25 protein-coding genes and 1 tRNA gene are annotated in these 26,735 nt (G+C 59.1%); 9 read left to right on the top strand and 17 right to left on the bottom strand.

Translation table 11 applies throughout. The features are described 5' to 3' along the window. On the top strand, positions 1 to 623 hold a 623-nt coding region (locus ACRZ95_RS08070; protein WP_480554769.1), incomplete at its 5' end, for a PLP-dependent aminotransferase family protein. A 72-nt stretch (positions 624 to 695) separates the two neighbouring features. Here ACRZ95_RS08070 and ACRZ95_RS08065 read toward each other — a convergent pair. After that, positions 696 to 1,070, bottom strand: a complete 375-nt coding sequence (locus ACRZ95_RS08065) for a hypothetical protein (protein WP_170677271.1) — start codon at positions 1,068 to 1,070, stop codon at positions 696 to 698. An 89-nt stretch (positions 1,071 to 1,159) separates the two neighbouring features. On the opposite strand from ACRZ95_RS08065, the gene ACRZ95_RS08060 reads away from it, so the two are divergent. Further along, positions 1,160 to 1,918: an alpha/beta fold hydrolase gene (locus tag ACRZ95_RS08060; protein ID WP_170677269.1), complete on the top strand. Its 759-nt coding sequence runs from the start codon at positions 1,160 to 1,162 to the stop codon at positions 1,916 to 1,918. Between the two features lie 9 nt (positions 1,919 to 1,927). On the opposite strand, the gene ACRZ95_RS08055 is transcribed toward ACRZ95_RS08060, so the two are convergent. From ACRZ95_RS08055 to ACRZ95_RS08035, 5 genes are all read right to left on the bottom strand, one after another. Further along, positions 1,928 to 2,305: a rhodanese-like domain-containing protein gene (locus ACRZ95_RS08055; protein ID WP_170640219.1), complete on the bottom strand. Its 378-nt coding sequence runs from the start codon at positions 2,303 to 2,305 to the stop codon at positions 1,928 to 1,930. A gap of 72 nt (positions 2,306 to 2,377) precedes the next feature. After that, positions 2,378 to 3,730, bottom strand: a complete 1,353-nt coding sequence (locus ACRZ95_RS08050; protein WP_170378100.1) for an HlyD family type I secretion periplasmic adaptor subunit — start codon at positions 3,728 to 3,730, stop codon at positions 2,378 to 2,380. A 2-nt stretch (positions 3,731 to 3,732) separates the two neighbouring features. Next, entirely contained in the window at positions 3,733 to 5,949 is a 2,217-nt protein-coding gene (locus ACRZ95_RS08045; RefSeq protein ID WP_170677267.1) for a type I secretion system permease/ATPase, read from the bottom strand. 38 nt (positions 5,950 to 5,987) lie between these two features. Next, positions 5,988 to 7,919, bottom strand: a complete 1,932-nt coding sequence (locus ACRZ95_RS08040; RefSeq protein WP_170677265.1) for a type I secretion protein — start codon at positions 7,917 to 7,919, stop codon at positions 5,988 to 5,990. A gap of 132 nt (positions 7,920 to 8,051) precedes the next feature. Continuing rightward, a complete protein-coding gene (locus tag ACRZ95_RS08035; protein WP_170677263.1) occupies positions 8,052 to 10,694 on the bottom strand; it encodes a hypothetical protein in 2,643 nt (880 codons plus the stop codon). Positions 10,695 to 11,295: 601 nt separating this feature from the next. Here ACRZ95_RS08035 and ACRZ95_RS08030 point away from each other — a divergent pair. Further along, positions 11,296 to 12,048: a helix-turn-helix domain-containing protein gene (locus tag ACRZ95_RS08030; RefSeq protein ID WP_170677261.1), complete on the top strand. Its 753-nt coding sequence runs from the start codon at positions 11,296 to 11,298 to the stop codon at positions 12,046 to 12,048. After that, complete coding sequence (locus ACRZ95_RS08025; protein ID WP_170554459.1) at positions 12,023 to 12,538, top strand: hypothetical protein; 516 nt, start codon at positions 12,023 to 12,025, stop codon at positions 12,536 to 12,538. The genes ACRZ95_RS08030 and ACRZ95_RS08025 overlap by 26 nt, the downstream gene beginning before the upstream one ends. A gap of 11 nt (positions 12,539 to 12,549) precedes the next feature. Here ACRZ95_RS08025 and ACRZ95_RS08020 read toward each other — a convergent pair. From ACRZ95_RS08020 to ACRZ95_RS08000, 5 genes are all read right to left on the bottom strand, one after another. Then, positions 12,550 to 12,635, bottom strand: a tRNA-Leu gene (locus ACRZ95_RS08020). 120 nt (positions 12,636 to 12,755) lie between these two features. After that, positions 12,756 to 13,874 carry an alanine racemase gene (locus tag ACRZ95_RS08015; protein WP_170677259.1) on the bottom strand — a complete coding sequence of 373 codons (1,119 nt, stop codon included), beginning with the start codon at positions 13,872 to 13,874 and terminating at the stop codon, positions 12,756 to 12,758. After that, positions 13,871 to 15,118 (bottom strand): D-arabinono-1,4-lactone oxidase, encoded by a 1,248-nt coding sequence (locus ACRZ95_RS08010; RefSeq protein WP_170677257.1) that lies wholly within the window; start codon positions 15,116 to 15,118, stop codon positions 13,871 to 13,873. The genes ACRZ95_RS08015 and ACRZ95_RS08010 overlap by 4 nt, the downstream gene beginning before the upstream one ends. A gap of 88 nt (positions 15,119 to 15,206) precedes the next feature. Next, positions 15,207 to 15,728 (bottom strand): DUF2478 domain-containing protein, encoded by a 522-nt coding sequence (locus tag ACRZ95_RS08005; protein ID WP_170677255.1) that lies wholly within the window; start codon positions 15,726 to 15,728, stop codon positions 15,207 to 15,209. A gap of 70 nt (positions 15,729 to 15,798) precedes the next feature. Further along, on the bottom strand, positions 15,799 to 16,464 hold the full coding sequence (locus ACRZ95_RS08000; RefSeq protein WP_170677253.1) for an NnrU family protein: 666 nt from the start codon (positions 16,462 to 16,464) through the stop codon (positions 15,799 to 15,801). 162 nt (positions 16,465 to 16,626) lie between these two features. Here ACRZ95_RS08000 and ACRZ95_RS07995 point away from each other — a divergent pair, with 162 nt between their 5' ends. Then, a complete protein-coding gene (locus ACRZ95_RS07995; protein WP_480554766.1) occupies positions 16,627 to 17,292 on the top strand; it encodes a hypothetical protein in 666 nt (221 codons plus the stop codon). A 4-nt stretch (positions 17,293 to 17,296) separates the two neighbouring features. On the opposite strand, the gene ACRZ95_RS07990 is transcribed toward ACRZ95_RS07995, so the two are convergent. Beyond that, entirely contained in the window at positions 17,297 to 17,701 is a 405-nt protein-coding gene (locus ACRZ95_RS07990) for a c-type cytochrome (protein WP_170665542.1), read from the bottom strand. Positions 17,702 to 17,799: 98 nt separating this feature from the next. Between ACRZ95_RS07990 and ACRZ95_RS07985 the strand changes: the two genes are divergently transcribed. Next, positions 17,800 to 18,237: a DMT family transporter gene (locus ACRZ95_RS07985; protein ID WP_170461979.1), complete on the top strand. Its 438-nt coding sequence runs from the start codon at positions 17,800 to 17,802 to the stop codon at positions 18,235 to 18,237. Here ACRZ95_RS07985 and ACRZ95_RS07980 read toward each other — a convergent pair. The 3 genes from ACRZ95_RS07980 to ACRZ95_RS07970 all read right to left on the bottom strand — a co-directional run bounded on the left by ACRZ95_RS07980 (position 18,221) and on the right by ACRZ95_RS07970 (position 21,351). Continuing rightward, a complete protein-coding gene (locus ACRZ95_RS07980) occupies positions 18,221 to 18,907 on the bottom strand; it encodes an ABC transporter ATP-binding protein (protein ID WP_170677232.1) in 687 nt (228 codons plus the stop codon). The genes ACRZ95_RS07985 and ACRZ95_RS07980 overlap by 17 nt on opposite strands. After that, positions 18,900 to 20,195: a lipoprotein-releasing ABC transporter permease subunit gene (locus ACRZ95_RS07975; protein WP_170677230.1), complete on the bottom strand. Its 1,296-nt coding sequence runs from the start codon at positions 20,193 to 20,195 to the stop codon at positions 18,900 to 18,902. Before ACRZ95_RS07975 ends, ACRZ95_RS07980 begins: the two co-directional genes overlap by 8 nt. 79 nt (positions 20,196 to 20,274) lie before the next feature. Continuing rightward, complete coding sequence (locus tag ACRZ95_RS07970) at positions 20,275 to 21,351, bottom strand: DUF6492 family protein (RefSeq protein WP_480554764.1); 1,077 nt, start codon at positions 21,349 to 21,351, stop codon at positions 20,275 to 20,277. 241 nt (positions 21,352 to 21,592) lie between these two features. Here ACRZ95_RS07970 and ACRZ95_RS07965 point away from each other — a divergent pair, with 241 nt between their 5' ends. Continuing rightward, a complete protein-coding gene (locus tag ACRZ95_RS07965; protein WP_170677226.1) occupies positions 21,593 to 21,949 on the top strand; it encodes a hypothetical protein in 357 nt (118 codons plus the stop codon). Here ACRZ95_RS07965 and ACRZ95_RS07960 read toward each other — a convergent pair. Together ACRZ95_RS07960 and proS are read right to left on the bottom strand one after the other, a co-directional pair. Beyond that, entirely contained in the window at positions 21,946 to 22,827 is an 882-nt protein-coding gene (locus ACRZ95_RS07960) for a glycosyltransferase family 2 protein (RefSeq protein ID WP_170677224.1), read from the bottom strand. The two genes, ACRZ95_RS07965 and ACRZ95_RS07960, sit on opposite strands and share 4 nt — an antisense overlap. Further along, positions 22,811 to 24,151 carry a proline--tRNA ligase gene (gene proS / locus ACRZ95_RS07955; RefSeq protein ID WP_170677222.1) on the bottom strand — a complete coding sequence of 447 codons (1,341 nt, stop codon included), beginning with the start codon at positions 24,149 to 24,151 and terminating at the stop codon, positions 22,811 to 22,813. Before proS ends, ACRZ95_RS07960 begins: the two co-directional genes overlap by 17 nt. A gap of 168 nt (positions 24,152 to 24,319) precedes the next feature. Here proS and ACRZ95_RS07950 point away from each other — a divergent pair, with 168 nt between their 5' ends. Both ACRZ95_RS07950 and ACRZ95_RS07945 read left to right on the top strand, forming a co-directional pair. Then, entirely contained in the window at positions 24,320 to 25,684 is a 1,365-nt protein-coding gene (locus tag ACRZ95_RS07950; RefSeq protein WP_170677220.1) for an FAD-dependent oxidoreductase, read from the top strand. Beyond that, positions 25,684 to 26,658 (top strand): isopenicillin N synthase family oxygenase, encoded by a 975-nt coding sequence (locus ACRZ95_RS07945; protein ID WP_170677218.1) that lies wholly within the window; start codon positions 25,684 to 25,686, stop codon positions 26,656 to 26,658. The genes ACRZ95_RS07950 and ACRZ95_RS07945 overlap by 1 nt, the downstream gene beginning before the upstream one ends. Positions 26,659 to 26,735 lie beyond the last annotated feature (77 nt).

Here is a 26,735-nt window from a genome sequence, read left to right as displayed (position 1 = left end):
TCCCGCACGCCCATGTAGCGACCACGACAACCCACAAGACCCTGCGTGGACCTCGTGGTGGTATGATCCTGACCAATGATGAAGATATCGCAAAGAAAGTGAATTCGGCGATCTTCCCCGGCATTCAGGGTGGCCCACTGATGCATGTCATCGCAGGCAAGGCGGTTGCCTTCGGCGAGGCTCTGCGCCCGGAGTTCAAGACCTATATCAGCCAAGTCATCACCAACGCGCAGGCGCTGTCGGATCAGCTGATCAAGGGCGGTCTGGACACGGTGACCCATGGCACCGACACCCATGTGGTGCTGGTCGACCTGCGCCCCAAAGGCGTGAAGGGCAACGCGACCGAGAAGGCCTTGGGCCGCGCGCATATCACCTGCAACAAGAACGGCGTGCCGTTTGACCCTGAGAAGCCGACCATCACCTCGGGCATCCGTCTGGGCTCGCCCGCCGGCACCACGCGCAGCTTTGGCGAGGTCGAATTCCGCCAGATCGCGGATTGGATCATCGAAGTGGTCGACGGCCTCGCCGCCAATGGCGAAGACGGCAACGCCGAGGTCGAGGCCAAGGTCAAAGCCGAAGTCGCCGATCTCTGCGCCCGTTTCCCTATCTATCCGAACCTGTAATTCTTACCGGAAACCGAAAAAGAAAACGGCGCCAGAAAAATGGCGCCGTTTTTATTTGCAATATCGTTTTGGTCAGATGTACCCGCGCCAGCGCAGCACAATCATCGCCAATGCCGCCAAAGCGATCAGGCCCAACGCGACCGAGCCAAGAAAGCTCAGAAACCAACCCAATCGACGGTCCGCCAAATTGATGGCATTCAGATGGTTCTGCACTTCATCCGAGGCTTTCTCAAGCTTCGGCCCGTCCAGAACCAGACGCAGTTTCGGATGTTCTGCCATCGGTTCGGCTTGCGCCAACACCATGGCCTGCTTGTAAACATTGCGCGGCAAACGTCGCTTGGCGCGGCGTACCGAGGCGATCAGCGTCTTGTCCTTGACCCCCAGTTTCTTGCGCAGCAACTGAATGGTCTGCGCAATCTGGGTCTGGATGTCTGTTTCCTGGGTCATCGGCGCCTCCTGACGGGACAACTTAACCGCCCTGCGAAGGGGCGACAATGGGGCTGGTTGTTCGGTGCAGTCGCGCGTATCACAAGACTATGCTGAATACGATCATCCATGGCGACCCGACGGACAACCCACCCCTGTTGATTGCGCACGGGCTTTATGGCTCGGCCCGCAACTGGGGCGTTATCGCGCGGCGGCTTTCCGACGAGCGGCAGGTGATTGCCGTCGACATGCGCAACCACTCGCAGAGCCTGTGGAGTGATGAGCACGACTATCCTGATCTGGCGTCCGATCTGGCGGAAGTGATCGAGAGCCTTGGCGGATCAGCCGATGTGGTGGGGCATTCGATGGGTGGCAAGGCGGCCATGATGTTGGCTTTGCAACACGGGGATCTGGTTCGAAAAATGGTGGTCGCCGATATCGCGCCAGTGACCTACGGCCATAGCCAGATCCAGTTCATTGAGGCGATGCGCGCGGTCGATTTCTCGCGGGTTGCGCGCCGGTCCGACGCGGCGGAACAGCTGGCAGAGCAAGGGGTTGATCCGGCATTGCAAAGCTTCTTTACCCAATCACTGGATATCGAGGGGAAACGCTGGCTTCTGAACCTTGATGCTCTGGCATCGGAGATGCCCAAGATTATGGGGTTCCCCGAAATAGACGCCCATTGGGATGGCCCAGCGCTGTTTCTGGCCGGGGCCAATTCCGACTATGTTCTGCCCGAACACCGCGACAAGATCAAAACCCTGTTTCCCGCCGCGCGTTTTGCCAAAATCCCGGGGGCCGGGCATTGGCTGCACGCCGAAAAGCCCCGTGAATTTGAGGCCGCCGTCAGGGCTTTCCTGAACGCATAACCTGCGCCTTTAGGCGGACACAGTCTCGCCGCCGCCATTGACCCAATCTGCCAGGCCGCCAAGGTTGTAGACCTCGTCATAGCCCATATCCTTGAGGAGCTTCCCTGCCAGCGCCGCACGCCCTCCGGCGGCGCAATAGAGGATAGTGGCCCGGTCCTTTTGCAGCTCGGGATCATGGGATTTCAGCGTGTCATCGGCGCGGAACTCAAGCATGCCGCGCGGGATGTGATGCGCGCCGGTTGCACGACCCGACTGCTGAAGCTCGACCACGTCACGGACATCAAGCAGCAACGCGCCGTCCCCGATCAGCGCGTTGGCCTGATCCACACCGATACGCGGGACTACGGCATTAGCCGCTTCCATCATATCCTTGACTGTTAGTGGCATTTGCACCGGCCCCTAGTTGCCTACACATGCAAGGGTTAGCATGCGACGACGGGTTGGTGTAGCCAAATCGCCCTATTGCTCGCGAAATGCCCGAGACATGCTGTCTGAGACAGGTTTGGCGATATAGGCGGCAAAAGTGCGTTCTTCGGTCTGGATCATGATCTCGGCCGGCATACCCGGAGTGGGCACGAACCCCCGGACGCGTTTCAATTCCTCGGGTGTCAGTGAGATGCGCGCCAGATAGACCTCTTGCGGGACGCCTTGAGAATCCTCGACCAGCGCGTCGGCTGAGACATAGAAGACCTGACCGCTCAGAACCGGGGTTGTGCGCTGATTGAGCGCGATCAGGCGCACCGTCGCGTCCTGGCCGGTAACGACGCTGTCAATCTCGGTGCGGGGTATCTGCGCCTCGATAATCAGCGGGGCGTCGGCGGGCAGGATCTCGGCGATGGGCTCGCCGGTTTCGATCACGCCGCCGGGTGTGTGGTAGTGAAGGCGCACAACGGTTCCGGTGACGGGCGCGCGCACGACCGCGCGGGCCAGAACGCTGCGGGCTTGTCGGGATTTCTCACGCACACTTTCCAGGTCGGCTTCGATAACTCCCAGCTCATCTAGCGCTGCCTCGCGATAGGCTGAACGGGTGCGGGAGATCTGTTCCTCGTATTTCAACAGCATCTGGTTAATCTCGGCGGCTTCGGCCTGCAGGCGGGCCTGCTGACCATCGGCCTCGGCCTGAACTCGGCGGATCGTGTTAAGATCGCCTTTGCGCACCAACCCTTTTTCGAACAAGGCTTCCTTTGTCTCGAACTCTTCTTGCAAGATCTCCGAGCGTCTCTGCATGCTTTTCAACTGAGCCTCAAACCCGCTGGCGCGGATCCTTAAAGCCTCCATGTTGCGCGCCAGAAGCGCGACATCGTTCAGCAGCGTTTTGCGCGAGACATCAAAGCTGAGCCGTTGGCCATCGAGGATCGTCATCACCTCAACATCATTTGATGCCTCAATCAGGTCGGGGGAGAAGTTGAGCTTTTCGCGCTCGCCATATTCTGCCAGCAACCGCTCGGTCATTGCTTGCAGGCGGATCTTGCGAATGAACAGCTCTCTCTCATTGGCCTCAGCTGAGGTCTGATCCAGCGTCATAAGTACCTGACCGGCCTGCACGGCCTCACCTTCCGAGACTTTGATATCCTCGATAATCCCACCCTCAAGGTGCTGGACGATCTTGTTCCGACCGGTGGCAACAAAGCTGCCTTGCGCGATGACGGCGGCCGCCAACGGCGCGCTGAAGGCCCAGACGCCGAAGCCACCGAAGCATACGACAAGCATCACGAACCCCACCACGATCAGACGATTGATTGAGCGCGGCACTTCGGAATACCAGACGGTCGGCTCGGACGGAGACGTATTGACGGGTACGATATCGTTCATGATCAGCCCCCCTGCTGGCCTTCAATGCCAGGTTGTTTTCGTGGCGCATTCAGTTGCTGCAGTACCTGTTCACGCTGGCCGAACAAGGCGACACGCCCATCGGTCAGCAGCATGATCTTGTCCACCACATTGAGAAGTGTCGGCTTTTGCGTAATCACAACGACAGTGATCTTGCTGTCCTTGGCCTGCGCAATCGCCCGTGCCAGCGCCTGATCCCCCGCCACATCGAGGTTCGAGTTCGGCTCATCCAACACCACCAGACGCGGATTGCCAAAGAAGGCGCGCGCCAGAGCAATGCGCTGTTTCTGCCCGCCCGACAGGGGCGATCCGTCAGCGGCGACCACGGTTTCATATCCTTGCGGCAGGGTTGCGATCATGTTGTGGACATCGGCCAGAACGGCAGCGTCGTGGATCTGTTCGTCCGTCGCGTCCTCTCGCATCCGACCGATATTGTCCTTGATGGTACCGGGGAACAGCTGCACGTCCTGCGGCAGGTAGCCGATGCTTTCACCAAACTGGCGCGGGTCCCAGTTGCGGATGTCCATCAGGTCCAGCCGCACACTGCCCGAAGTCGGCAGGATCGAGCCCACAAGCGTCTTGCCTAGCGTCGTCTTGCCCGCGCCGGAATTGCCGATGATCGCCAGCGTCTCACCGGGATTGAGCGCGAAGGTGATCCCGTTCAGCACGACGCGTTTAGTCCCTCCGGGAACGTAAAGCAGGCGTTCGACATCCAACCGCCCTTCGGGACGCGGCAGGCGCAGTTTTTCGAACTGAAGCGCGGAATTGGACAGGAGCGCGTTGATCCGCCCATAGGCCCCACGGGTTAGCAGGAAGCCGTTCCACCCTTCAATCGAGCCTTCAATAGGAGCAAACGCGCGCCCGGCGATGATCGAGGCTGCGATGACCATGCCGCCGGTGATCTCACCTTGCAGCGCCAGAAACGCCCCCCACCCCAAGATGGCGATCTGAGTCAGCAGACGCACGGCCCGCGAAATGGCGGCGAAGATCACGTTGCGATCCTGCGCACGCACCTGCCAGGTCAGCGATTGCGCGGTGTCGCGGCCCCAGATCCGGACGGCCTCAGGGATCATCGCAAGCGCGTTGATGATCTGACTATTGCGCGACATCGAATCCAGATGCTGGTTCGCCATGGACTGGGCCTTATTAGCCTCGGCAAACGGTTTCGCGGTCGTTTTCTGGTTGATCAGGGCAATCGTCATCAGCAACAGGGCCGTTACGACAACGATCATGCCAAGCTGCGGATGCACCAAAAAGATCATCAAGATGAAGAGTGGTGCAAAGGGCACATCAAGAAATGAGATCAACGTGCCCGAGACCAAGAAACCTCGCACCTGCTGCAGATCACCCAGCGTCTGATACTCGCGCCCGTTCCCATGCAATGAGGCATGGGCCGCAGCGCTCAGCACCGGGGCACCCAACCGTGCGGCCACTTCTACCGCCGTGCGCATCAGCATGAACCTACGGACCGCATCAAATGCCGCTTGAAAGATCACCGCACCGGCAACGATCGTGGTCAGCATGATCAGCGTATCTAGGGACCGGCTGGTCAGGACCCGGTCGCTGATCTGAAAAAGGTAGATCGGAATAGCAAGGATCAAAATATTGGTGGCACAAGTCAGCACCAGAACGAACACCAGATTACGGTAGATCGCGCGCATCGAAACCCGCAACGTGCGCCGGAAATCCTCGGGCGGGGTTCGCTTGTGAAAGGTGTGGGGTGGCCCATTGCCGTCACCACCACCAGATTTGGTCGGCGGCAACGGCTCGTTTGCCTTGGCCTCAATCGTAGTGCCTATGCGATCCCCACCATCTGTGCGCGCAGAGGGGGTCTTACGCGCTTTGGGTATGTTGGTGTCAAAAGGATCAGAGGCCTCGGCTTCGGCCACCCCAGCGCCGCCACCTTCAGAGGTCGTATCTTGCGAAGGTTGCGGCTGTTCGCGCCGAAGGGGAGAATCGGCGCGGTGAGTGTTCTTTGGTTCTGCAGTACAAGACTTAGCTGCCATTTGCTCCTCGCCCCGCGACGCGTCTGGCGTATCGACGCGCAGCGCATCATGCAGCAGAAGCAGGGTTGAATCTTTGGGTTCTTGCGGCGTATTCGATCCCTTTTCGGTACGCGGCGCCTCGGACACGGCAACGCCGCCATTTCGATCCAAAGGGCTGGAACAGATGGTGCGGCGCGACGAAAACACAATCGACATAAACTAACCTTTCGGTCACTCGCTAAAATTACGGGAAATCACGCCAGCATGGTCTGCAGGCCGTCGTCAGCGCCCGCCATCTCGGTCGGGGCTGTTTGTTTGGCGACGGTTTCGTGGATCTTGGCCAGCTCGCTATTGGCCTCTTCCATCAACACGGCGATGGCATCATTTGTCAGCTCAGAGACGCCCTCCTGATCCGGCACATCATACAAGCTGGCCTGATGCAGGAGCAGATCTGAATAGGTCTCCTCAGCCGCCATCACCACCGAGTCGATCCCGGCCTTGGCAACATTCGCCGCATTCAGCAGAGCATTGCTGCCCGCGGTGATTTCCGTCTCGGCAGCCTTGGGCCCGGACACATGCACATCGTCCTGATCCAGCAGCATGGTGATCTGTTCCATGATGTTGACTTGCAGCAGATCGCCCTCGATTTTCAGGGCACGGATCTGCTCCATCCCTGCGAACATGGGATCGTTGAGCAATGCGTCCTCAAGCGCGTCCATGTCTGCTTCACCCAGCGCCATGGCATTAGCCATATCCTGGTGCAGCTCCTGGTGGCTGTCCTCACCCGTTTTCGACACCGAGGCCTCGTTCATGACAAGGTTTTCATCACCCTGCGCCGAGATCGAGCCGCCCGTTACGATATCGTCATCCACTAACACGTTGGTCTGGAACAGCATATCGACGGATATCATATTGCCGCCGATCATGATCACATCATAGTAGCTGCCCAGCTGGACAATCTCGGTGACGTTGACCATCTGGTTGTCGCCCATCGCATAAAGCGTCGTGCTTGCCGAGATTTCGGCCTGTATGTGGTCGATATCCGTGGCGTCGATCTCTTGCTTGATGAAATTCGCAACGACCAGATCGCCGCTGATCCAATCGACCGAGGCAAAGGCGGGTTGCCCTTCGGCCCCCTCGGCCTGGTTCAGCCAAAAGGCAGCTTTCGCTTCAACGCCGACCGAGGCTGACTGCACCACCTTGGTTCCGCTGCTACCGCCTTCTTCGATCTGGTCCCAATCGGAAATCACAGCGACCTGGCTGATCACAGTCAAATCCATCGCCTTGCCGCCTACGGCTATGTAGGGCGCATCAATCCAGGCAATCGTTGCCGCCACTTCGTTGACCGCAAGGTTGCCGCCCGCGATGACCATATGGCCGTCGGCAAATTCTTCGTCATCCGAGCGGTCCCATTCTACGGGCAGCATATCCGGCGTTTCGGTTTCCTCATCTGGGTGGTGATAGGCCGGAAGCAGGTCGTCCCATTCCAGAGCCTCTTCAACCTTTTCGCCGTTTATGATCACACCAACGGCGTCTTCGCCGTGGAATTGATGAACCGTGACACCTTCGATCTCGGAGTTCATCGGGTTCACAATCTGCTCGGCAATCTCAGAGAGCAGTTCAAGCGACGCATAATCGGCCAACGCAAAGGACGGCGCCGCCATCGCATGGAATGTCAGGGCGGCCTCGAGCATGTCCTGCCCTGCACTGATCAGGGCGCCGACATCGCGGAACTCCCCTTCTCCGACGACGTCATTGTCGCGCAGGAACAGTGTCTGGAACGTGTAGGTGACTGCTGACCCTATCAGTTCGTTCTGAAACTGGAACAGCATCAAAGGCGGCGCATCTGCCGGCCCCAATGCCGCCTCGCGTACCGCCTCAGAAGGACCCTCCGGTGGGTCGAGGAAAATGTTTGTCTCATAGTTCGGGCCGTTTGCCGGGGGTGGTGGCGGCAGCTCGACCGGAGGTGTGTTGAATTTGAAAGGGATCGGGGCATAGTCGCCCGGATCGGCCTTCAACGTGGCCTTGACCTCAATTCTTGTGGGGTCTGACAGGTCTTCAAGTTCGACTTTCCGCCGTAGCGCGGTGAACTCTTCATACTGGTCTCTCAATCGTCCTTGTTCGATTGTCAGCTCAAAAGTTCCAACAAAATGTGCAATCGTTTCAGTAATACTGTCGAGGGACATATTAACGTTCCTTGTCACCCGCTACGGCTGAAAATTTCCGCTTTGGGTTTGCTAAGCCGGGGCCACGTGGCGCGCCCCCGGCGGTTTTGAAAAAAGCTCGGGCTCTGAAAATGGCAGAGCCCGAAACGGGTCTTAGACCTCGGTATCGTCGCTGGCGTAGGACGACGTCATCGAGCCGCCCACCATGGTCGTATCGACCGAGTTACCAAGGACGTTTGCGCCCATGACGATCGACTGGTTGAACGCCGCCGTATCCACAACAGCTGCAGCCGATGCGTAGGATTCGCCGTTCACGATGCCATCGCCACCGTTGTCGGAGCCCCAGGTACCGGCGTTTCCGCCTGCACCACCTGCACCAGAATTGGCGCCCGAGGCCTCGCCACCGGTATTGGTTGCACCGTTTGTCATGCCGCCGGTCGAGCTTCCCATGACCGCGCCGCTAGTGCCGCCAGCCGCTGTGGCCGCGCCACCATAGCCGCCGTCACCGGACATTGCCGATCCCGTCGCGCTGCCGGTTCCAGTCGAGGTCGCATCATTGTCAGCAGACCCCGCGCCGCCATACCCGGCAATCGCTTCGGCCAGACTGTCAGCGGTTCCATCGGTGTCAGCTTCTGCAAACACCTCGTTGTCACCACCATCGCCAGCTGTGTTGGTCGCATCCGCAGATCCGGCGCCACTACCGGCCGAGCTCGATGTCGGCGAGGTCATGCCACCTGCACCGCCAGTACCTTCGGCAGTCGATTCACCAGTTCCGGTTGCTTCGGCCGTGCCATCGGTAGCATTGCTGCCACCGGCTCCGCCCGAACCATCGGGGGTTTGCAGGTTGTTGGTCGCACCTGTCACGTCGCCCGGGCTTTGCGAGATGTCAGGACCTGTCGCAGACTGGTCGCCAACGCCTTGCGCGTCCGAACTTGTGTCAACGCGGCCACCGCCTGCGCCGCCGGCTCCTGCACCGCCTGGGCCGTTGCCGCCCATGCCCATGCCACCGGTGCCTGCACCGCCAGGACCGTTACCGCCAGCACCGGCACCACCGGGACCATTCCCGCCAGCACCCGCGCCACCAGGGCCATTGCCGCCAGAACCGGCTCCGCCGGGTCCATTGCCGCCCGCTCCGGTACCACCGGGACCGTTGCCGCCCGAGCCTGCTCCGCCAGATCCGGCGCCGCCGGTTCCGGTAGCATCTCCGGCTGTGCCGCCACCGCCAGTTGTCGGATCAGGATCGGCCAGATTCAGGCCAAGACCAAGATTCTGTTGGTTCAGTGCAGACAGGGCACCTTCGGCTGTACCTGACGTGCCACCGGGGCCTGCGCCACCTGGGCCTGCACCGCCCGGACCATTGCCACCGGAGCCCGAACCACCCGGTCCGTTGCCACCCGTGCCAGTTCCGCCCGGTCCGTTGCCACCTGTGCCGGTTCCACCCGGACCGTTGCCACCTGTGCCGGTTCCGCCTGGACCATTGCCACCTGTGCCTGAACCACCCGGACCATTGCCGCCGGTTCCTGCACCGCCAGTACCGCTACCGCCCGGACCGTTGCCGCCATCTGCGTCATTGGCACCCAATGCGCCAGAACCCGCGATGCCCGCAGCATTGTTGCTGCCTGCGGTCGCGCCGTTGGCCTGATTGCTGCCGGAGCTTGTGTTATCGGCACTGCCGCTGGATTGCGCATTGCCGCTGCCAGCATTCGAGCCTTGTGCGGATGCATCTGTTCCTGCAAGACCCAAGCCGGTTCCTAGCGAGCCAGACGTATTGTCGCCGCCGTTGGCGTTGCCGTCAGCGTTTGAACCAGACAGGCCAAGACCTAAGCCAAGACCAAGAGATCCGGCCGCGCCACCTTCTCCGCCATTGCCGGAGCCGCTGGCACTGGATGTTCCAGAGTTCGTCGCGTTCGAGGTGCTGTTGGCGTTGCCGCCAGCGGCGCCCGTACCGTCACCATCCGACTGTGCCCCAGACAGGCCTAGACCGATGCTGCCGTTATGCGCCTCGCCCGAGCTTGCGCCTGCACCACCAGTTGCCGCGCCGTTGGCATCTCCGGAGTGGCCACCAAGAGCCATCGAAGTGCTGCCATAGGTGTCACCCCAGGCTTCGCCGCCATGGCTGGTGCCGCCGCTACCGGACGCTCCACCATCAGACGAGGAATCAATGCCCTCTTCCGCAGTTGCGTTACCTCCGGTCGCATCACCATTCTGTTCGAAGGTACCGGAGTTGGACACGGTCGCACCGTTCAGCGTGTCATTGTCCGTCAGGCTGGCATACTGGTTGTTGAACGAGGCCATGTCATTGCCTTCGCCGTTCAACGAAATATCCAGGTTCAGATCGTCACCGGGATCATAGTTCACGTCGTCTCCGGCCGTGATCACGTCACCGGTCGAGGCATCATCGGCAATGTCCACATCGACCTTGTCATCGTCGCGCGGAATCCACTCGCCTTCACCAAAGTCGATATCGACCCGGTTCACGTTGTCATTGGTGCTGTTGCCATTGTCGCGAACGGTATTGCTGTCATTGCCACCATTGGTGTTGCTGTCATTGCCACCGTTCGTGTTGCTGTCGTTTCCACCATTGGTGTTACTGTCGTTGCCACCATTGGTGTTGCTGTCGTCACCGCCGTTTGTGTTGTCGACAGACTGTTGTTGTTGCTGTTGCTGCTGTTGGGCGTTTTCAGCCATCTCCAATTCAGGATCTTCAACACCCGGGTCTTCAACGACCGGGTCCATGTCTTCAACATCAATTTCTTCGACGGTTGTGACTGGGGATAGAATTCTACGGTCAGACATATTGCTTTCCACTCTATTGGCGCACCTGACCACCATTCATCTCAAAGGTGGTTACTCGTGCGGTTGAAACAAAAATCCGCACGGTATGCCTGAACGCATAACCCTGCGGTCTGTTGGTTCCGAGCTTTCTGCACCTCCTTTCCCGGCTAAGCCGACGTCCCCGCTGAAAAGAGATTCGCGAAAATGCACGAAAAGCGGGCGTTAAAGGAAAAACCTTCGCAATCTGAAGTAGAGGAAGCGTCGCAGCCTTTGACAAAGCTGCCAAGCTATCGAAAAGCTCTAGAACGGCTAGTCTGTTGAAATTCTGGCATATTGCGGGAGTGGTCGGAGTTTTCGCTAAAAAATCCGACCTAAAACCCTACCGATTGGTCTTAGACGAAAGAAGCCGTTGAATTCCCTCTACTTACCCGAAATCACCGGAACACAACCCTAATCAATGGTTCTAGGACCAAGTATCAAATCCGAATATCCGGTTGCTGACCCCCTACATTTCAACTACAATAAGTCTATATTTTTAAGACTATTTCGGCTTTCGAACTGCCCGAATTACTTGTGTGAAAAACTGCGAATTGCAGTTCGGTTTTTTAGTGGGGGGACAGTAATGATTGACTCGTCTGAGCGTGACTACGCCTACCAGAATATCAAGACCGAAGACCTTTCAATTCACTTCATTGGTCGAGAGCTTTTTCTCTCCAATCAGACCCTCAGAAGCGTCCAGAACGAATTTGACGTTCGCGCATCGCGTTTCGATTCACTGGACGACCTAACATCTGCCAAAGCAAATGCTAGCCGCGTTCTGGTCGTAGATCAGGTCATGCTGGAGGATCTGCTGGAACGGCCAAGTAAATACGCGGCACAGGTTCCGTTTGGATGCCTCGCGTTTTCTTATCGCAAGGATGCCGCAGCCCGGCATCTGTTTGAACGCTGGGATCGCAGTCGGTACGGCGAGATCGGCTTTCTGCCTATGAACGTCGCCCCTGATGTGTGGCGGTCGATCCTGAGGCTTCTGATGCATGAGCAGCTGCACCTGCCCAGCTTCCTCGCGGATTGTGTCGCGGGCCCTAAGGCGAACCCCTGCAAGGCCCCAGCATCATCTGTAACGCCCAAGCCCGCCGACTCACAGCAGGTTGAACTCTTCGACAGGCTGACAAAACGGGAAAAAGAGGTCCTCAGGTTGGTGTCTCAAGGTCAGAGCAACAAGGTCATCGCCGCCGGGCTGGGGATTACGGAACATACCGTCAAGTTGCATATGCATAACGTGGTCGGCAAGATCGGGGTCAGCAACCGCACTGCGGCTGCTCATTTCTATTTCGAGGTTGCGCCGTTTGATGCGCAAAGCCCACGTGTTGGCTGATCTCGTGGAAGAACGGTTTGACCGGCTTATTCTGTTGGTGGGGCGGTTAAACTATATGTGGACCAACACCGAAAGCCTGTTAATCCACCTGATTGCCGGTCTGGCTGGAACCAGCAAAGACTCTGCCGTTATTATCTTTCTGACCCTGAACACGACCCGTGCCCGGATTGATCTGGTTGAGCGGCTCGCGAAAATGGATGGCCGCCCCGAGGGTATTCGGGACCCGATCCTGGAGCACACCAAACGGCTTGGAAAACTGTCCGGCATCCGCAACCGGTTCAATCACTGCATCTATTCCTTTGATCCCGAAAGCGGCAACCCTAAGACCATTCTGATGCGCATTGCGGACCGGAAAACAGACATCAAAATGGGTCGCACGGATACTCTGGATGGTGAGGCCCTGCGCGAGATCGAACAGGTTGTCGAAGATCTGTCCACCCTGAACCGCGATATCTGGCAGTTGATCACAAGGCTCGACTATCCTGTCTAGGGAGTTGTGTGTGGTACCCGCGGCCGGACTCGAACCGGCACGGCCTTCCGGCCCAGAGATTTTAAGTCTCTTGTGTCTACCATTCCACCACGCGGGCAACCTGTGTCGACCCGTGGTCGGCACGCGTTGAGAACTACGCCCATAGCTTTACGAATTCAATGCGCTTCGCGGTGAAAAACGGCTGAAAAATCGCACAAGTATCGCAGTGTTATCGGAGTCAATTCGGCAAGCATGGCCATTCCGCGATCACCTGCCCCTCTCGCAACGCTAAAACCGTTCCGAACAGGTTCAGAACAGCCTCGCTTTGGCTCGGGCGGATCAAGGCGATGTCACCGGGTTTGACGGCATGGCTAGAGCGGCCAGTCCAAACCTCCTGATTGCTCGACCGCCCGAAGACCGAGGAATAGGTGAACCCGCCGGGGTGTACGGGTTGGCCGGGGAAATGCCCTCCGAAGATCGCGATATGGGTTTTGCGCTGGGGTAGGAATTCCAATCCGGGCAGAGGGTTTGACGGCATGGTCTTGAGGACAGGGGTGGCCAGAAACGCAGCTGGTTGAAAGCCAGTAGTGGTCGCGTGGTCGAAATCGGATGGCTTCACGAGGATCGAACCAAACGCAACCTCGGTGGCTGGCCCTGGTGCGCGGTAGCTCTGGAATGTAAGGCTACCGCCAGTGTTCAGGCAATAGTCCGCACCTTCAGGCAGCGAAGCCACGGCTTGAGCAAACGCCTTAGCGCTCGAATTGCTCGCGCGGGACTTGAGGAAACCAGGCAGCTTCGCCAGATGCGCCTCATACCCCATAAGCCCGCTTAAACGCGCGTTTGGATGCGCCGAGATCACCCGTGCGAGTGCGGCAACCTGATCCACCTTCAACCCGCCACGGTGCAGACCAATATCCACCTCAAGCGACAAACGCAGCGCCGTTTTGCTTGTCTCCGCCAAGGTTAGATACTCGCGCAAGCGTTCAGGGGTGTCGATCAGCCATTGCACTCGGTCTGCGGCGCCCGGACAAGACTGCAACACACGCGCGGCAGAGGTGACGGGTAGCGGTTTTCCGATCAGATGATCTGTCTCTTGTTCTGCCTGCAGCAGAGCCGACAGCATCGGTTCGGAAAAGCTCATCAGGCCTGAGCTGGGAATCAGCCTGCGGATATGATCCAGCAACGGCAGACAAGGCAGAGATTTTGCGACCAAGCGCCGGTCCAGACCTGGGTCAGCTGCGGCCTGTGCTGCCCGGCAATTTGCCTCAACACGATCCAGGTCTACTGCGACGACCGGCTGGTCGACCTCGTACTTGCGCAAAGTCTCGGACAACCGGGTGAGGTAGGGATCGTTCATGGCCGGAACAACCGGGCCAAGGCGGGCGTCATGAATTTGCCCTGTGGGTCCAATTCCTCACGCAGGGCGCAGAAGCGATCGAAATCCGGGTAGAGGCCGGACAAGTCTTTGTAGGAAAGACTGTGCATCTTGCCCCAATGCGGGCGCCCTCCAGCCTCAAGAAACAATGGCTCTAGCGCGTTGAAATAGCGGCTGTGATCTTCACCCGCATCCGTGTGCAGTGCGATCGAGATCCGCGGGCCGCCCTGAAACGGTGACAGGCAGGCTGTGTCACCTGCTGTCTGGCGCACTTCGATCGGAAAATAGATGTCCTTGTGGTCACGCTCCAGACGACGAAAGACCTCGGCCAACACATCACCAGCGATATCGGCGGGTAGATGATACTCCATCTCCTTGAACCGTATATGCCTGTCGCTGCACAGCACCCGCCAGCTTTCGCCCACGTAGTCTTCATCCGACTGGGCCAGCGTGAGCAGGTTTAGCAAAAGATTGCGCAGGCCGGGACTGAAGCGTCCCGCGTTTCGGGCGAGCTTCAGCACCTTGACCGCCAGCATATCCAGATCGCGCGGTGCTTTGCTTTCGGGGGCATCGGTGAGGGCGTGGCGCAGCTCGACCGCTTTGCCGGTGAAGGGGATGTAAAAGAACTCGAAATTCCGGTTCTCGGCCCAGTTCTGATGCATGTTGGCCAAGACATCCGGCAGATCGGTCAGCGTGACTTGACGGCGCAGACTGTATTTCGGCACGACATTGATCCGCGCCTCGGTCAGAATACCCAGCAAGCCCAGCGTCACCTGCGCCATCTCCAGCGGGATTTGCGAAGTGGTCAATATGTCACCGCTCGCACCGATGAACTTGGCATCAGTAATCTCGGCCGCAAGGCAGGGCAAAGTGCGACCAGTGCCATGAGTAGCCGTGGACGCGGCCCCGGCCAGAGACTGCGTGTTGATGTCGCCCAGATTGCGGAACGCCACACCCTGCTCGGCCAAAGCAGGAGAAAGATCTCGCAAACGCGCATTTGCGTTGACCCAAACCTGCCCATCTTCGACCGGTCCAACCGTAGGCAAATGCAACTCCGACAAATCCAATATCCGCTCGGCGCCGCCTACGATTGGGGTAAAGGAATGCCCTGCCCCAACGACCCGCACGTTTGCAGGCTCCGCCACCGTCGCCTGCAGCTGTTCCAATCCCACAGGGCGCGCAATCGGAGCGGTGGCGGTTTCGTTCCCGGCCCAGTTTGACCACATGCTTATTGTCCTCCCAGAGAGAGGATTGCAGCCAAGGCACAACCAAACAAGTCAGGATATCAGCGCATTACGCTACGTGAGGCTGCCCTTATGCGGCATCCGCCCGCTGTGCTGAGACCTTTTCGAACCAGCTGACAATCGCTTCAATATCCGGCGTCAGCTGTTCTGCCGCCCCGCCCGTGAAGGCCTGAAACTTCTCATCATTCAACCCGTTGACGCCCAGCAAAACGGGGATGTCCTGTGCCAGAGCCTCGGCGATGACGGGGCGGAAACCGCGCCCGTCGGCCTCGTGCTTGCCGAACTTGTTGATGATCATCAGCTGCGGGTCATTGGCAAGCGTTGCCATGACCTGTCCTACAGCCTGCTCGAGCGCTGCAGGGTCCAGACGGCAGCCGCGCGCATGCTCGCCCAGGGATTGCGAGATACGGATGGTCTCGCCATCGGGCAGAACCTGCACATCCATATCGCATTTGCTGCTATCGGTGCATTCCGTGTTGGTCTGCACGACCCCCGCCAGTTTGGCACCACGCGCCAGCAGGTGTGCGGCCACGGCGCTTAACAAGCGGTCAGTCGCGCCGCGATCAGTGGTGGTAACATAGGCCAGATGCATTTTTGGACCTCACAAGTCAGACTTCGGCATATCAGATAGCACGAGATATGCGGGTCGACCACTCCTTGCGTCAGGGAAGTGGTGAGACGCCGATCACAGCACCGTGCAAGGCGATCAGAACGGTAAAGACGGCAAGCGAAGCAAGCCAAACGCGCATGGGCGGCCAAGGTAAGGGCGCGCGTAGCGAAAACCGTGCGGTATTGCGCGACAGGCGAGGCCAGTCCTTGCCTAATGACCGGGCCGTCCGGCGGTCGATCAACGTCATGCCCAGCGCGGCAAAAACGGCGAAAAGGCCAAACAGGATCACATGAGACAAACTGCCATTCGCCAGAAGATGCGCCCCGGCCCACAGCATCAGCGCCGCCAAAAGCGGATGGCGGGTGGTGCGCAAAATACCGGGGCGGTCCGGATCAAAACCCGCCTTTCCCAGCCCACCAAACGAAAACGGGTTACGGATGGTCAGTCCGGCCATCGCGAGCCAGCACACCACCGGCATCACGACCAACGGCACCCAACGCAGCGCAGGCCACGGAGGGATGACCTCGACATAGGGCGCGTTTGCTGCGGCCACGAGTGGCCATGAAAGGACAATGACGGACAATGCCGAATACGCCAGCAGATACCCCTTTTGCCCCAGAACCTTTACCAATCTGGCCCGCACCGGTGCCCGCGCGGGAATGGCGTGGCTTAGGAAAAACGCCGTCAAAGCTGATATGAATGGCACCCAACTGGACATGGACTCTCCGATAGATCTTTCGACCCGTGTAAAGGTATCGTGCCGATTTGGTCTTGTGCCAGATCAAGTACCGGCTGCGGCCCGGCCACGTCTACGTGAAATCGCCTTGCGCAACGCAAGTGACGCACTAGGGTTGACCTCATGGCCTTGCGCATTCTGTTTATGCTCCTTTTGCTTCTGTCCTCCTGCGGGCGTCCCCTGACCGAGCAGGAGCGTGGCTTTGCAAGCGCGGTGCAAGGCACGACCTTGGATCTGGATAGCGTCCGGCTGGTAAAAGGGGCCCCAGTCGTGCCAGTCACCTATTTCCGCGAAGCGCGCCCGCGCGAGGCCTGTCGGGAACGTATCCTGCCCCCTGTCGAGGCTGGTGTGGTCACCGGAAAACCGGCCGCCGTTGCCCTGTTCAACAAAGTCTATTTCGCGCGCGATTGGTATCTTGACGATTACATGTCCGACTACCCTGAAGAGATGAACCTGATCGCCGCCATGCTGCTGGCCCATGAACTGACCCATATCTGGCAATGGCAGAACCGCGAGACCACAGGCTATCACCCCCTGCGCGCCGCAGCGGAACATGGCGGGCGCAAAGATCCGTATTTGTTCGATCTGGAAACCTCGCCCGATTTCCTGTCCTACGGGTTCGAACAGCAGGGCGCGATTGTAGAGGAATATGTCTGCTGCCGCGCGCTAGACCCTCAGGCGCAGCGCACCAAACGATTGCACGACATGTTAGGGGTACATTTCGAACTGTCCCCGCTGCCGCAGATCGGCCGCGAGCGTGACATCGCGATCCCGTGGAGCGAGGCAAAGGTAGAAGGCATTTGCAGCTGAACGCTTAGCCGTCCTGCAGGGTTTTCAGATACTCCACCAGATCCACAATGGGCTGGCTGGTGAGGATCGGCTGCCCATCGGGCGTTTTGATCGCCGTGTCCTGCCCTTCGAAATACGGGCCATAAACTGGCATCGGACTGCCATGGCTCACCAACGGATCACGCCCGTCAATCCGCCCCACCACGCGGGCCGTAGGGAAAACACCGTCTGCATTTGCCAGTGTCTTCAGGTTGGTCGGCTGAATGACAAGCACTCCGGCCATCGGCCCATGGCCGGTTGCATCAATCCCATGGCAGGTGGCGCAATAGTGCTGGTAAAGCTCGGCGCCTTTCTCTGCATCCTGCGCCCAGAGGGGGACAGACATGGCAAACAGAGCTGACGCCGTTGCAAAACAAAGCTTTGTGATCATCGCATCCTCCTACCACAATTGCTGTCAACAGGCTTGCCCGCTGCGCGGCTTGGCGCAATGATCCAGATCAACGAATACGGGTAAAGAGGGTTCGGGCCATGACACAATACGCAGCCATCATGTTGGCCGCCGGGATCGGAGTCCCAATCCTTGCAGCTTTGAACGCGGCGCTCGGCAAGCTTATCGGCTCGCCGACCACAGCGGCTGTGATCCTGTTTGCCATCGCCTTCGGGTCTTCCGCGCTGGTGATGGTGGTCTTTCCCGGTTTTGAGGCGCTGTCAAAAGTGGCGCAGGCCCCGAAACACCTGTTGCTCGCGGGCGTTCTGATCGCCTTCTACGTCCTGTCGATCACCCATGTCGCGCCGCATTTCGGCGTCGGCAATGCCGTGTTCTTTGTCCTTCTGGGGCAATTGATCAGCACAGCCGCCATTGACCATTTCGGCCTGTTCGGCGCGCAGGTCACGCCACTTACCCTGATGCGCGCAGGAGGAATTGCGGTGATGGCAATCGGAGTGGCGATCACTCAACTGGCTTGAGCACCCCACCTTCCAGCCTGACGATGCGGTCCATCCGCGCGGCCAGGTCCAGATTGTGCGTGGCGATCAGCGCCGACAGGCCTTGGTCGCGAACCAGGGTCATCAGGGCCTCGAACACTTGATCCGATGTATCCGGGTCAAGGTTGCCTGTCGGTTCATCCGCCAGCAGAACGCGCGGAGCGTTGGCCAGAGCGCGACAGAACGCGACCCGCTGCTGTTCCCCTCCAGACAACGCCGCCGGACGGTGATCGGCGCGTTGGGCGACACCGACACGGTCCAACAGGGACATCGCCCTGTCCTGCGCATCCCGCTCAGACACACCGTTGGCGAGTTGTGGCAGGGTGATGTTCTCGAGCGCTGTAAACTCGGGCAGCAGGTGGTGGAACTGGTAGACGAACCCGACATCCTGACGTCGCACGGAGGTGCGTGTACGGTCGCCTTTTCCTGCAAGATCCTGACCCGCAATCTCAACGTTGCCACTGTCCGGCGTGTCCAGCAGCCCGGCGATATGCAACAGGGTCGACTTGCCCGCACCCGAGGGCGCAACAAGCGCGACGGCCTCGCCCGCCTGCAACTCCAGATCAATCCCGCGCAAAACCTGCACCTCACCCGGAGTGCCCTTCAGGTAGGTTTTCGTCAGGCCGTTCAGCCGCAAGCTCACATCATTCATAGCGCAGCGCCTCAACCGGGTTCAGCCGCGCGGCGCGGCGGGCGGGGAAATAGGTGACAAGGAAAGACAGGCCCAGAGACAAACCAATCGCCTTCAGAACATCGCTGAGGTGAAGCTCGGCGGGCAAGGCGTAGATCCCTCGGATCGACGGATCCCAAACACCGCCGCCCATGGCGTAATTCACAAACGAAAAGATAGGGTCGATGTAGAGCGCGAAGAGGCAACCTAGGATCACCCCCATGACCGTGCCGATGATGCCCGTGAAGGCGCCGCAGATGAAAAACACCCGCAGGACCGAGCCCTCGCTGAGACCAATGGTGCGCAGGATACCGATGTCTCGGCCTTTGTTTTTAACCAACATAATCAGGCCTGAGACGATGTTCATTGCCGCAATGAGGACAAGGATCGACAGGATGATGAACATCACGTTGTCCTCGACCTCCAGTGCCCTCAAGAACCCGCCCGAGGCATCCTGCCACGTCCAGATCTGGCTGCGCTCGCCTGCGGCTTCAAGGATGGGGATCAGGATCGGATTGAGGTCTTCGGGGCGTTCAACCATGACCTCGATCTCGTCAGCGACGCCCTCACGATTGAAGAAACTCTGCGCCTGCGAGAACGGCATATAGACCCGCGTGCGGTCGATATCGTAGCGCCCGGCCGAGAACACGTAAACAACGCGATAGGCGTTTACTCGTGGTGAGGTTCCAAAGGCCGTTTTGACCCCGTTCGGCGAAGTCAGTTTGACGGTGTCGCCAACGGTGGCGCCAATGCTGCGCGCCACGCCTGAACCGATGGCGATGACGTCTTCGCCCGTCTGGAACTGAGCCAGATCGCCAACCGCTTCCTCGCTTTCCGCAATACCCGGCAAATCGCGCAGATCGTCCGGTCGCATCCCGAAGACCTGAACCCCACTGCTGCGGTCGCGATTGGTGATCAGCACCTGCCCTTTGACCAAGGGGGCGACCCGTTCAACGCCGGGCACCTGCGCCAAACGCGCAGTACGTTCCTCAAAATCTGCAATGGTCCGGTCAACCCGCCCCTGCGCGTCGATCTCACCGGAGGAATAGACCGTCACATGTGCGTTTGCCCCCAGAATGGTGCCGACGAATTCCGCCCGGAACCCCGAACGTACCGCTAGGGTCGCGATCAGCGCAAAAACAGCCAGCGTGATCCCGATCAGCGAGATCCAGGTCATCACGCTGACGCCGCCCTCGGCCCGACGCGCGCGAAGGTAGCGCCAGGCGATCTTCCATTCAAAAGGGGCGAAAGGCGGGGGTGTTTTGGCCATGCCTGCTCCGGGTCATTTTCTGGTTTGGCGCGACCCTCTCGGCATTTCGCCCGAGGGTCAAGCCGCTTGTCCTTATGGGTCAGCTCGAAAGCGCGGAAGTTTGCTGCAGAACCTCTTCGGTCACCTGGCGATCGCATATGCCACGCGTTTCAAGGGCCGCATAGACTTGCCCGCGCAAATCCTCTGGCAAGTTTGCAACCGCCCTGTTGTGCAACCCGAGGGTCAGCGATCTGTCGTCCTGCAGCCGCGCGACCAGCTTGGCCAGTTCATCCGTGGAATAAGTCGGCCACATCCCAATATGCGCAGGGTCAGCGGGTTCGAACCACGGCGCATAGCCATCACGTGACTTCAGACAGAACGCGTTCATCAACATGAACTCCGATGGCCGCCGTTTAGACGCGAACAGCGCCTGAACCGAGCCGTAGCGTGTATTGATCTCATCAAGCAGCGAAAGGATCAGCGTCCGGCGTACCGGAAAGGGCGTTGAAAACGTCGTGGTACGCAGGTCGTCCGTCAGCGTTTGTTCAACACCCAAAGCTTCAAGGCTCTGGAGCAACCAATTGCGGTGATAGTCGCTTTGAACTGGCATGAACTGAATACGTGCTGGTCCTTGGGGTGAGAAGAACTCGCCTTCTTCGAACGACCGCAGGAACAGGTTCTTGGTATCGAGAATGACGATGTTCTCGGCCTCTGCCACCCGCGCCGCGCCCAGTTTCAGTACCTGTTGCATGCGGTAGCCATTGTTGCCCCTCCATCCGCCTTTGCGGATCAGGGGAAGGCGATAGCGGTTTTCGATAAGGATACGATCTTTCAGCGGCCGCCGGGCAGTGTGCCTCTCACCCAGCAACACCTCTTCGCCCTTCAGAATCCGCACCTTAGGGCGCAGCGGGCCGTAGTACTGCAGCATCGGTTCGATCTTCGCTGCCAACCCGGCCTCATCTACATCGTTCAGAATGACATGGATCGAGGCCACCTGATCCGGCGCAACAAACCGGGCCATAGACATCGCCTGAAGCCTGAGCAGCGGAAAATCCTTGGAATAGACGATAGTGGCGAAACTCAGCACGAACCTGCGGCCTTTCTCTGGGGCGTGCCCTCGTCTATCAGCAAATCTGCCGAGGTCAAATTGCACTGCCTCCAGATCGAAACGAATCACTTAACGGTCCTTTGGCAGGGTAAAAGTAGTCTTGCCCGCCAATTGGTTACACCAGAGGTTGTGACGACCTTCACAGACAGGCCGCTATTGTTTCAGCTATGAAGTCAATATCGGCATTGCGTGAGGCACTGAACTCAAAATGCCACAACAATTGAGCAATTTTATTTCGCTTTTTGCTTAATATCAGAAACTTTGTCACCCTGACTTTGGGGGAACACATTTGAAAGAGCGGGGGTCGCTCATGAATATTCAAAATACAAAACTTGGGACGGGCCCGATTTTGGCCCACAAACCTTCATCAGATTTGGATTGTGAGACTGCAGCACTGCTTCGTGCGGCGATCCGTCCGATCTTTGCGAGCGCAGTTAGCTGGAACAATTTGGCCGAGGTCCTGAGGGACAAAGGCTATCGCCTTGCCTTTCGCGAAGGGCGTCTTTGCGTAACCGACCGCGACACCGGCGCACGCATCTGCGGGATCCGGTTTCTGGGCTTTGAGCTTCGCGAGCTGGTGCGCCGCATGGGGCGTCCGATCGTTGTGGCCCGCGGGAACGACGCAGACGGCGACATTCTGACTGCGCGGCCGGTCGTACGGGCCTAAAAACTGCGCCAGAATTGAACGGACCGGCGCAGGGTTTTTGCCAGACTGTGGCGCGCGGCGATCTTGATCGGCTCGGGTGTGTCGGGTCGCCGTAAGAGCTCCCAGATCAGACGAGCCGGCATGTGGCCACGTCGATAGAACCCGGCGAAATCATCCAGACTGAGGGCTTTCGCGGATTTGAATCCCGCGTAGTAATTCATCCAGACCCGAGCGTAATCCTTGCCAGTCGCGTCCTGATCACTGGTCGCGCCACGATCCCAGAATAGTGAGATCGGCTCATCCATACGCTCACCCTGATAGCCCGAACCAATCAGGCGCAGCATCAGGTCATAGTCGGCAGCAATACTGAACTGGCTATCGTGCCCGCCCAGAGCCTGAAACACATCACGACGAATGAAGACCGAGTTATGGCAGAACGGCATGCGCTGCAGGATAGCTTTCAGCGACATGCGCTTTTCCATCGTCTCACCGCCATCCTCATAACGGCGCAGCGTTGAGCCATATAGGAAATCAGGCTTGGTCGCCTCCAGCCGATCTGCGGCTTGGTTGAGAATATCATCCGAGGCCAGCGAGTCGTCTGAGTTCAGGAACAAAAGGTATTCACCCTTTGCTGCCTGCGCGCCCTTGTTCATCGCGTCATACAAACCGCCATCCGGTTCACTGATCACACTCGTGCGCGGCATCCCTTCGGTCAACTCGTGCAACAGAGCGACGGTGCCGTCGGTTGAGGCACCGTCTTGAATTATATGCTCGGCCCGCGCGCAATTCTGGCGCTGCATGCAATCAACAACGCCTTTGAAACTGTCCTGCCGCCCTTGAGACAGCAGGTTGTAGGTCGCGGTGATGACCGAGATCAGCGGATTAGGCGATCTGCTCATAAATCCCGGCGATTTTGGTGACGGCGGCTTCGGGGCTCAGCTCTTCGCTTTCGCCTGTGCGGCGGCAGGTCAGTTCGACCACACCGTTTTTCAGGCCGCGCGGTCCGACGGTGATGCGCCATGGCAAGCCGATCAGGTCCATGGTGGCGAACTTGCCCCCTGCCCGCTCGTTGCGGTCATCGTAGAGGGGCTCAAGACCCAGAGCGGTCAGGGCGCCATAGAGCTTGTCACAGGCCGCGTCCGCCTCTTCATCACCTTGCTTCAGGTTGACGATGCCGCAATGGAACGGAGTCACACCCTCGGGCCAGATGATGCCTTTGTCATCGTGGCTGGCCTCGATGATCGCGCCGATCAGGCGGCTGACACCAATGCCGTGGCTGCCCATGTGAACCGGAACCGGCTTGCCATCGGGACCTTGAACGGTCGCGCCCATGGCTTCCGAGTACTTGGTGCCGAAGTAAAAGATCTGCCCCACTTCGATCCCGCGCGCCACGCGGCGGCGCTCTTCTGGGATCTGGTTGAAAAGCGCCTCATCATGGGTTTCGTCCGTGCGCGCGTATTTCGAGGTGAACTCTTCCAAAATCGCCTGACATTGCGCGCGGTCATCATAGTCGATCTGACGGTCGCCAAAGGTCAGATCAGTGACGGCGCTGTCATAGAAGACCTCGGATTCACCAGTGTCGGCCAGAACCAGGAACTCGTGGGTGTCATCGCCGCCGATGGGGCCGGAATCGGCGCGCATCGGAATAGCCTGCAGGCCCATGCGTTCGTAGGTGCGCAGGTAACTCACCAGATGGCGGTTATAGGCGTGAAGCGCGTCTTCTTTGGTCAGGTCGAAATTATAACCGTCCTTCATGTAGAATTCGCGCCCTCGCATCACGCCGAAACGCGGGCGGATTTCATCGCGGAATTTCCACTGGATTTGGTAGAGGGTCAGCGGCAGGTCCTTGTAGCTGCTGACATGGCCGCGGAAGATGTCGGTCACCAGTTCCTCGGCCGTCGGCGTATACAGCATGTCGCGACCGTGACGGTCCTGCATCCGCAACATCTCTTGCCCGTAGTCATCATAGCGACCGGATTCGCGCCACAGATCCGCCGATTGCAGGATCGGCATCTGGATCGCGATATGGCCCGCGCGCGCCTGTTCCTCATGCACGATGTTTTCCAGCTTGCGCAGGACTTTGAAGCCCAGCGGCAGCCAGGAATAGATCCCGGCAGCAGCCTGCTTGATCATCCCGGCGCGCAACATCAGCCGGTGGCTGACGATCTGGGCCTCGGAGGGGTTTTCCTTGAGAACGGGCAGAAAGTAACGGCTAAGGCGCATTGGGTGACCTTCAAAGGTGGATTTGAGCTTTTCAAGGTGATTATGCCAAACCCCCGCCGGGGGCAATCGGCCATTGGTGATTTTGCGACCTCAGGTCCGTCGCATTTTTTATTGACCCGCCAATCAGGAACCTGAAGTGTGACGGAAATGTAAAATCATGAGGCCCCGATGCAGACAATCTCGGAACCCGCCCGTCAAATCCCTGTTGTTCACCAGACAGATGTTCTGGTCGTCGGCTCCGGCCCGGCAGGGCTAGCCGCCGCCTTGGCCGCCGCGCGCGCCGGGGCCGAAGTGTCGCTGGTCGATCGTTTCGGCTGTATGGGCGGCAATATCACCGCCGTGGGCGTGGAAGGATTCGCCTGGTACCGCCACGAACAAACGGTCGAGGCTGGCGGCATCGGCATGGAGTTCGAGACCCGAGCGAAAGACATGGGCGCCGCAGTGCCGGAAAGCCAATCGCTCAGCTATGAGCTGGACAGCGAAGGCTTCAAACTGGTGGCCGACAAGCTGGTCGAAGAGGCGGGCGTGCACCCCATGCTGCACCGTCAGTTCGTCGCCCCCATCATGGAGGGTGACCGGATCACCGGCATCATCACCGAATCCAAAGCTGGGCGCGAAGCGATTTTGGCCAAGGTCGTGATCGACGCGACCGGAGACGCCGATGTCGCCCACCGCGCTGGCGCCCCCACCTACAAGACCGCGCGCGAGGATATGATGGCCGCCTCGGTCATGTTCCATCTCGCCGGCGTCGACAAACGCGCCTTTATGGAAGGCGTCAAGGCTGACCCGCAGACCTATAAAGACTGGGGTGGCGGAGGCGAATGGAACATCGAAACCTCAGGCAAAGAGGACGACATGTTCTCTCCCTTCGTTCACAAGCCGTTCCAGCAGGCAATTGATGAGGGGTTGATCCCGCCTCATCTGAACACGATCGCAGGGACCTGGGGTGCGATGCACGACACGGGTGAGCTGACCTATATGAACCTCATCCATCTGGCTGAAATCGACGGCACCGACCCCGACAGCCTCACAAAGGGTGAGATCGAAGGCCGGCGTCAGTCCATGCTCGCCATCGAGGCGCTGCGTCGTTTCATGCCCGGCTGTGAAAACGCGCGCCTGCGGAATTTCGGGATGACCATCGGTATCCGCGACACGCGCAAGATCGACGCGGTCTACAACATGACCGAAGAGGACGCGCGCCAGCAGGGCCGGTTTGAGGATACGATTGGTATCTATCCCGAGTTTATCGACGGCTACGGCATCCTGATCCTGCCGACCACTGGCCGCTATATGCAGGTACCCTATCGCTCGATGCTGCCCAAAGGTGTCAAAGGGCTTTTGGTTGCCGGACGCTCGCACGGGGCCGACAAGGTGGCCCATGCGGCCACGCGTAACATGGCGTGCTGCGCGGTCATGGGGCAAGGGGCCGGCATCGCGGCAGCCTTGTCACTGAAAAGCAACCAGGAGCTGCACAGCATGAACCTTGCCCCTGTTCACGCAGAATTGGACCGGCAAGGCGTAAGGATTCACTGATGGACTACATTCCGACAATCGACCTCAACCCTCTGCGCGACGCCACGCATCCCGACCGGGACCAAACCGTGCAGCAGATCATGGAAGCCTGCACTGAGATAGGATTTTTATCGATCACGGGCACTGGCATTTCCCAGGCAATTGTTGATGAAGTGCGCGACATGTCTCGCGCGATCTTTGCGGTTGAGGAGGCCTCTAAATGGCAACAAGCCATCACCCGCGAGAACTATCGCGGGTTCATCCCGATGGGGTTCTTCACGCCCAATGACGGCTCAGGCAAAGCCGACAAATACGAAGGCTACAAGCTGCATCACGAAGTCGACGTCGAGGCTGCGATCCGTCAAGATTGCGGGCTTTATGGCCCAAACATCTGGCCGGTCGAAGTGCCAGGGTCTCGCGATGTCATCCTGACCTACTGGTCGATGCTGGATGACGTGGCAGACCTTCTGCTCGCAGCGCTCGAAACCGGACTGGGTTTGCCGGAACGCCAATTGCGCGACGCGTTCCGAAACCCGATGACCAACATGACCCTGCTGCACTACCCTCCGCAGGAGCCGGATGAGGGCGGCTATGGTATCCACCCGCACAAGGACACCGACGCGCTGACCATCATCGCACCAGATCCCGTCGGAGGGCTGGAGGTGCAAACCCGCACCGGTGACTGGATCACACCCGACTGCCCGCCCGGTGGCTTCGTCGTCAATATCGGCGACATGCTGGAACTGTGGTCGGGCGGTCGATTGAAATCCACGCCGCACCGCGTAGTCAACCGATCAGGGCGCGAGCGGTACTCATTCCCCTATTTCGCCGTTCCACGGCACGATGTGGTTGTTGAGCCTCTGCTACCCGCCCTGCCCGGCTTTGACCGCCCCGCCGTTCATTGCGGCCATTGGTCCGCCGAAATCTGGCGCACCAACTGGCCGGACGAGACCGCGACGGGGGATACTCCGGAACTGGGCACGCTGACCGACTGACCCGCAGAAACCGAGGCCCATGAACCGCTTGCATCGCCGCGCGTCATGGGCCAAGAACATGGCAACGCTGTGCAACA

Source organism: Ruegeria sp. AI3, from assembly GCF_056541245.1.
Note: the sequence above shows the minus strand (reverse complement) of the source record. Positions and strands in the feature narration are given on the sequence as shown.

What these genes read in the sequence shown, in the direction of transcription:
- ACRZ95_RS08065 (WP_170677271.1), bottom strand. Translation starts at nt 1,070, where the DNA reads ATGACCCAGGAAACAGACATCCAGACCCAGATTGCGCAGACCATTCAG.
- ACRZ95_RS08060 (WP_170677269.1), top strand. Translation starts at nt 1,160, where the DNA reads ATGCTGAATACGATCATCCATGGCGACCCGACGGACAACCCACCCCTG.
- ACRZ95_RS08055 (WP_170640219.1), bottom strand. Translation starts at nt 2,305, where the DNA reads ATGCCACTAACAGTCAAGGATATGATGGAAGCGGCTAATGCCGTAGTC.
- ACRZ95_RS08050 (WP_170378100.1), bottom strand. Translation starts at nt 3,730, where the DNA reads ATGAACGATATCGTACCCGTCAATACGTCTCCGTCCGAGCCGACCGTC.
- ACRZ95_RS08045 (WP_170677267.1), bottom strand. Translation starts at nt 5,949, where the DNA reads ATGTCGATTGTGTTTTCGTCGCGCCGCACCATCTGTTCCAGCCCTTTG.
- ACRZ95_RS08040 (WP_170677265.1), bottom strand. Translation starts at nt 7,919, where the DNA reads ATGTCCCTCGACAGTATTACTGAAACGATTGCACATTTTGTTGGAACT.
- ACRZ95_RS08035 (WP_170677263.1), bottom strand. Translation starts at nt 10,694, where the DNA reads ATGTCTGACCGTAGAATTCTATCCCCAGTCACAACCGTCGAAGAAATT.
- ACRZ95_RS08030 (WP_170677261.1), top strand. Translation starts at nt 11,296, where the DNA reads ATGATTGACTCGTCTGAGCGTGACTACGCCTACCAGAATATCAAGACC.
- ACRZ95_RS08025 (WP_170554459.1), top strand. Translation starts at nt 12,023, where the DNA reads ATGCGCAAAGCCCACGTGTTGGCTGATCTCGTGGAAGAACGGTTTGAC.
- ACRZ95_RS08015 (WP_170677259.1), bottom strand. Translation starts at nt 13,874, where the DNA reads ATGAACGATCCCTACCTCACCCGGTTGTCCGAGACTTTGCGCAAGTAC.
- ACRZ95_RS08010 (WP_170677257.1), bottom strand. Translation starts at nt 15,118, where the DNA reads ATGTGGTCAAACTGGGCCGGGAACGAAACCGCCACCGCTCCGATTGCG.
- ACRZ95_RS08005 (WP_170677255.1), bottom strand. Translation starts at nt 15,728, where the DNA reads ATGCATCTGGCCTATGTTACCACCACTGATCGCGGCGCGACTGACCGC.
- ACRZ95_RS08000 (WP_170677253.1), bottom strand. Translation starts at nt 16,464, where the DNA reads ATGTCCAGTTGGGTGCCATTCATATCAGCTTTGACGGCGTTTTTCCTA.
- ACRZ95_RS07995 (WP_480554766.1), top strand. Translation starts at nt 16,627, where the DNA reads ATGCTCCTTTTGCTTCTGTCCTCCTGCGGGCGTCCCCTGACCGAGCAG.
- ACRZ95_RS07990 (WP_170665542.1), bottom strand. Translation starts at nt 17,701, where the DNA reads ATGATCACAAAGCTTTGTTTTGCAACGGCGTCAGCTCTGTTTGCCATG.
- ACRZ95_RS07985 (WP_170461979.1), top strand. Translation starts at nt 17,800, where the DNA reads ATGACACAATACGCAGCCATCATGTTGGCCGCCGGGATCGGAGTCCCA.
- ACRZ95_RS07980 (WP_170677232.1), bottom strand. Translation starts at nt 18,907, where the DNA reads ATGAATGATGTGAGCTTGCGGCTGAACGGCCTGACGAAAACCTACCTG.
- ACRZ95_RS07975 (WP_170677230.1), bottom strand. Translation starts at nt 20,195, where the DNA reads ATGGCCAAAACACCCCCGCCTTTCGCCCCTTTTGAATGGAAGATCGCC.
- ACRZ95_RS07965 (WP_170677226.1), top strand. Translation starts at nt 21,593, where the DNA reads ATGAATATTCAAAATACAAAACTTGGGACGGGCCCGATTTTGGCCCAC.
- ACRZ95_RS07960 (WP_170677224.1), bottom strand. Translation starts at nt 22,827, where the DNA reads ATGAGCAGATCGCCTAATCCGCTGATCTCGGTCATCACCGCGACCTAC.
- proS (WP_170677222.1), bottom strand. Translation starts at nt 24,151, where the DNA reads ATGCGCCTTAGCCGTTACTTTCTGCCCGTTCTCAAGGAAAACCCCTCC.
- ACRZ95_RS07950 (WP_170677220.1), top strand. Translation starts at nt 24,320, where the DNA reads ATGCAGACAATCTCGGAACCCGCCCGTCAAATCCCTGTTGTTCACCAG.
- ACRZ95_RS07945 (WP_170677218.1), top strand. Translation starts at nt 25,684, where the DNA reads ATGGACTACATTCCGACAATCGACCTCAACCCTCTGCGCGACGCCACG.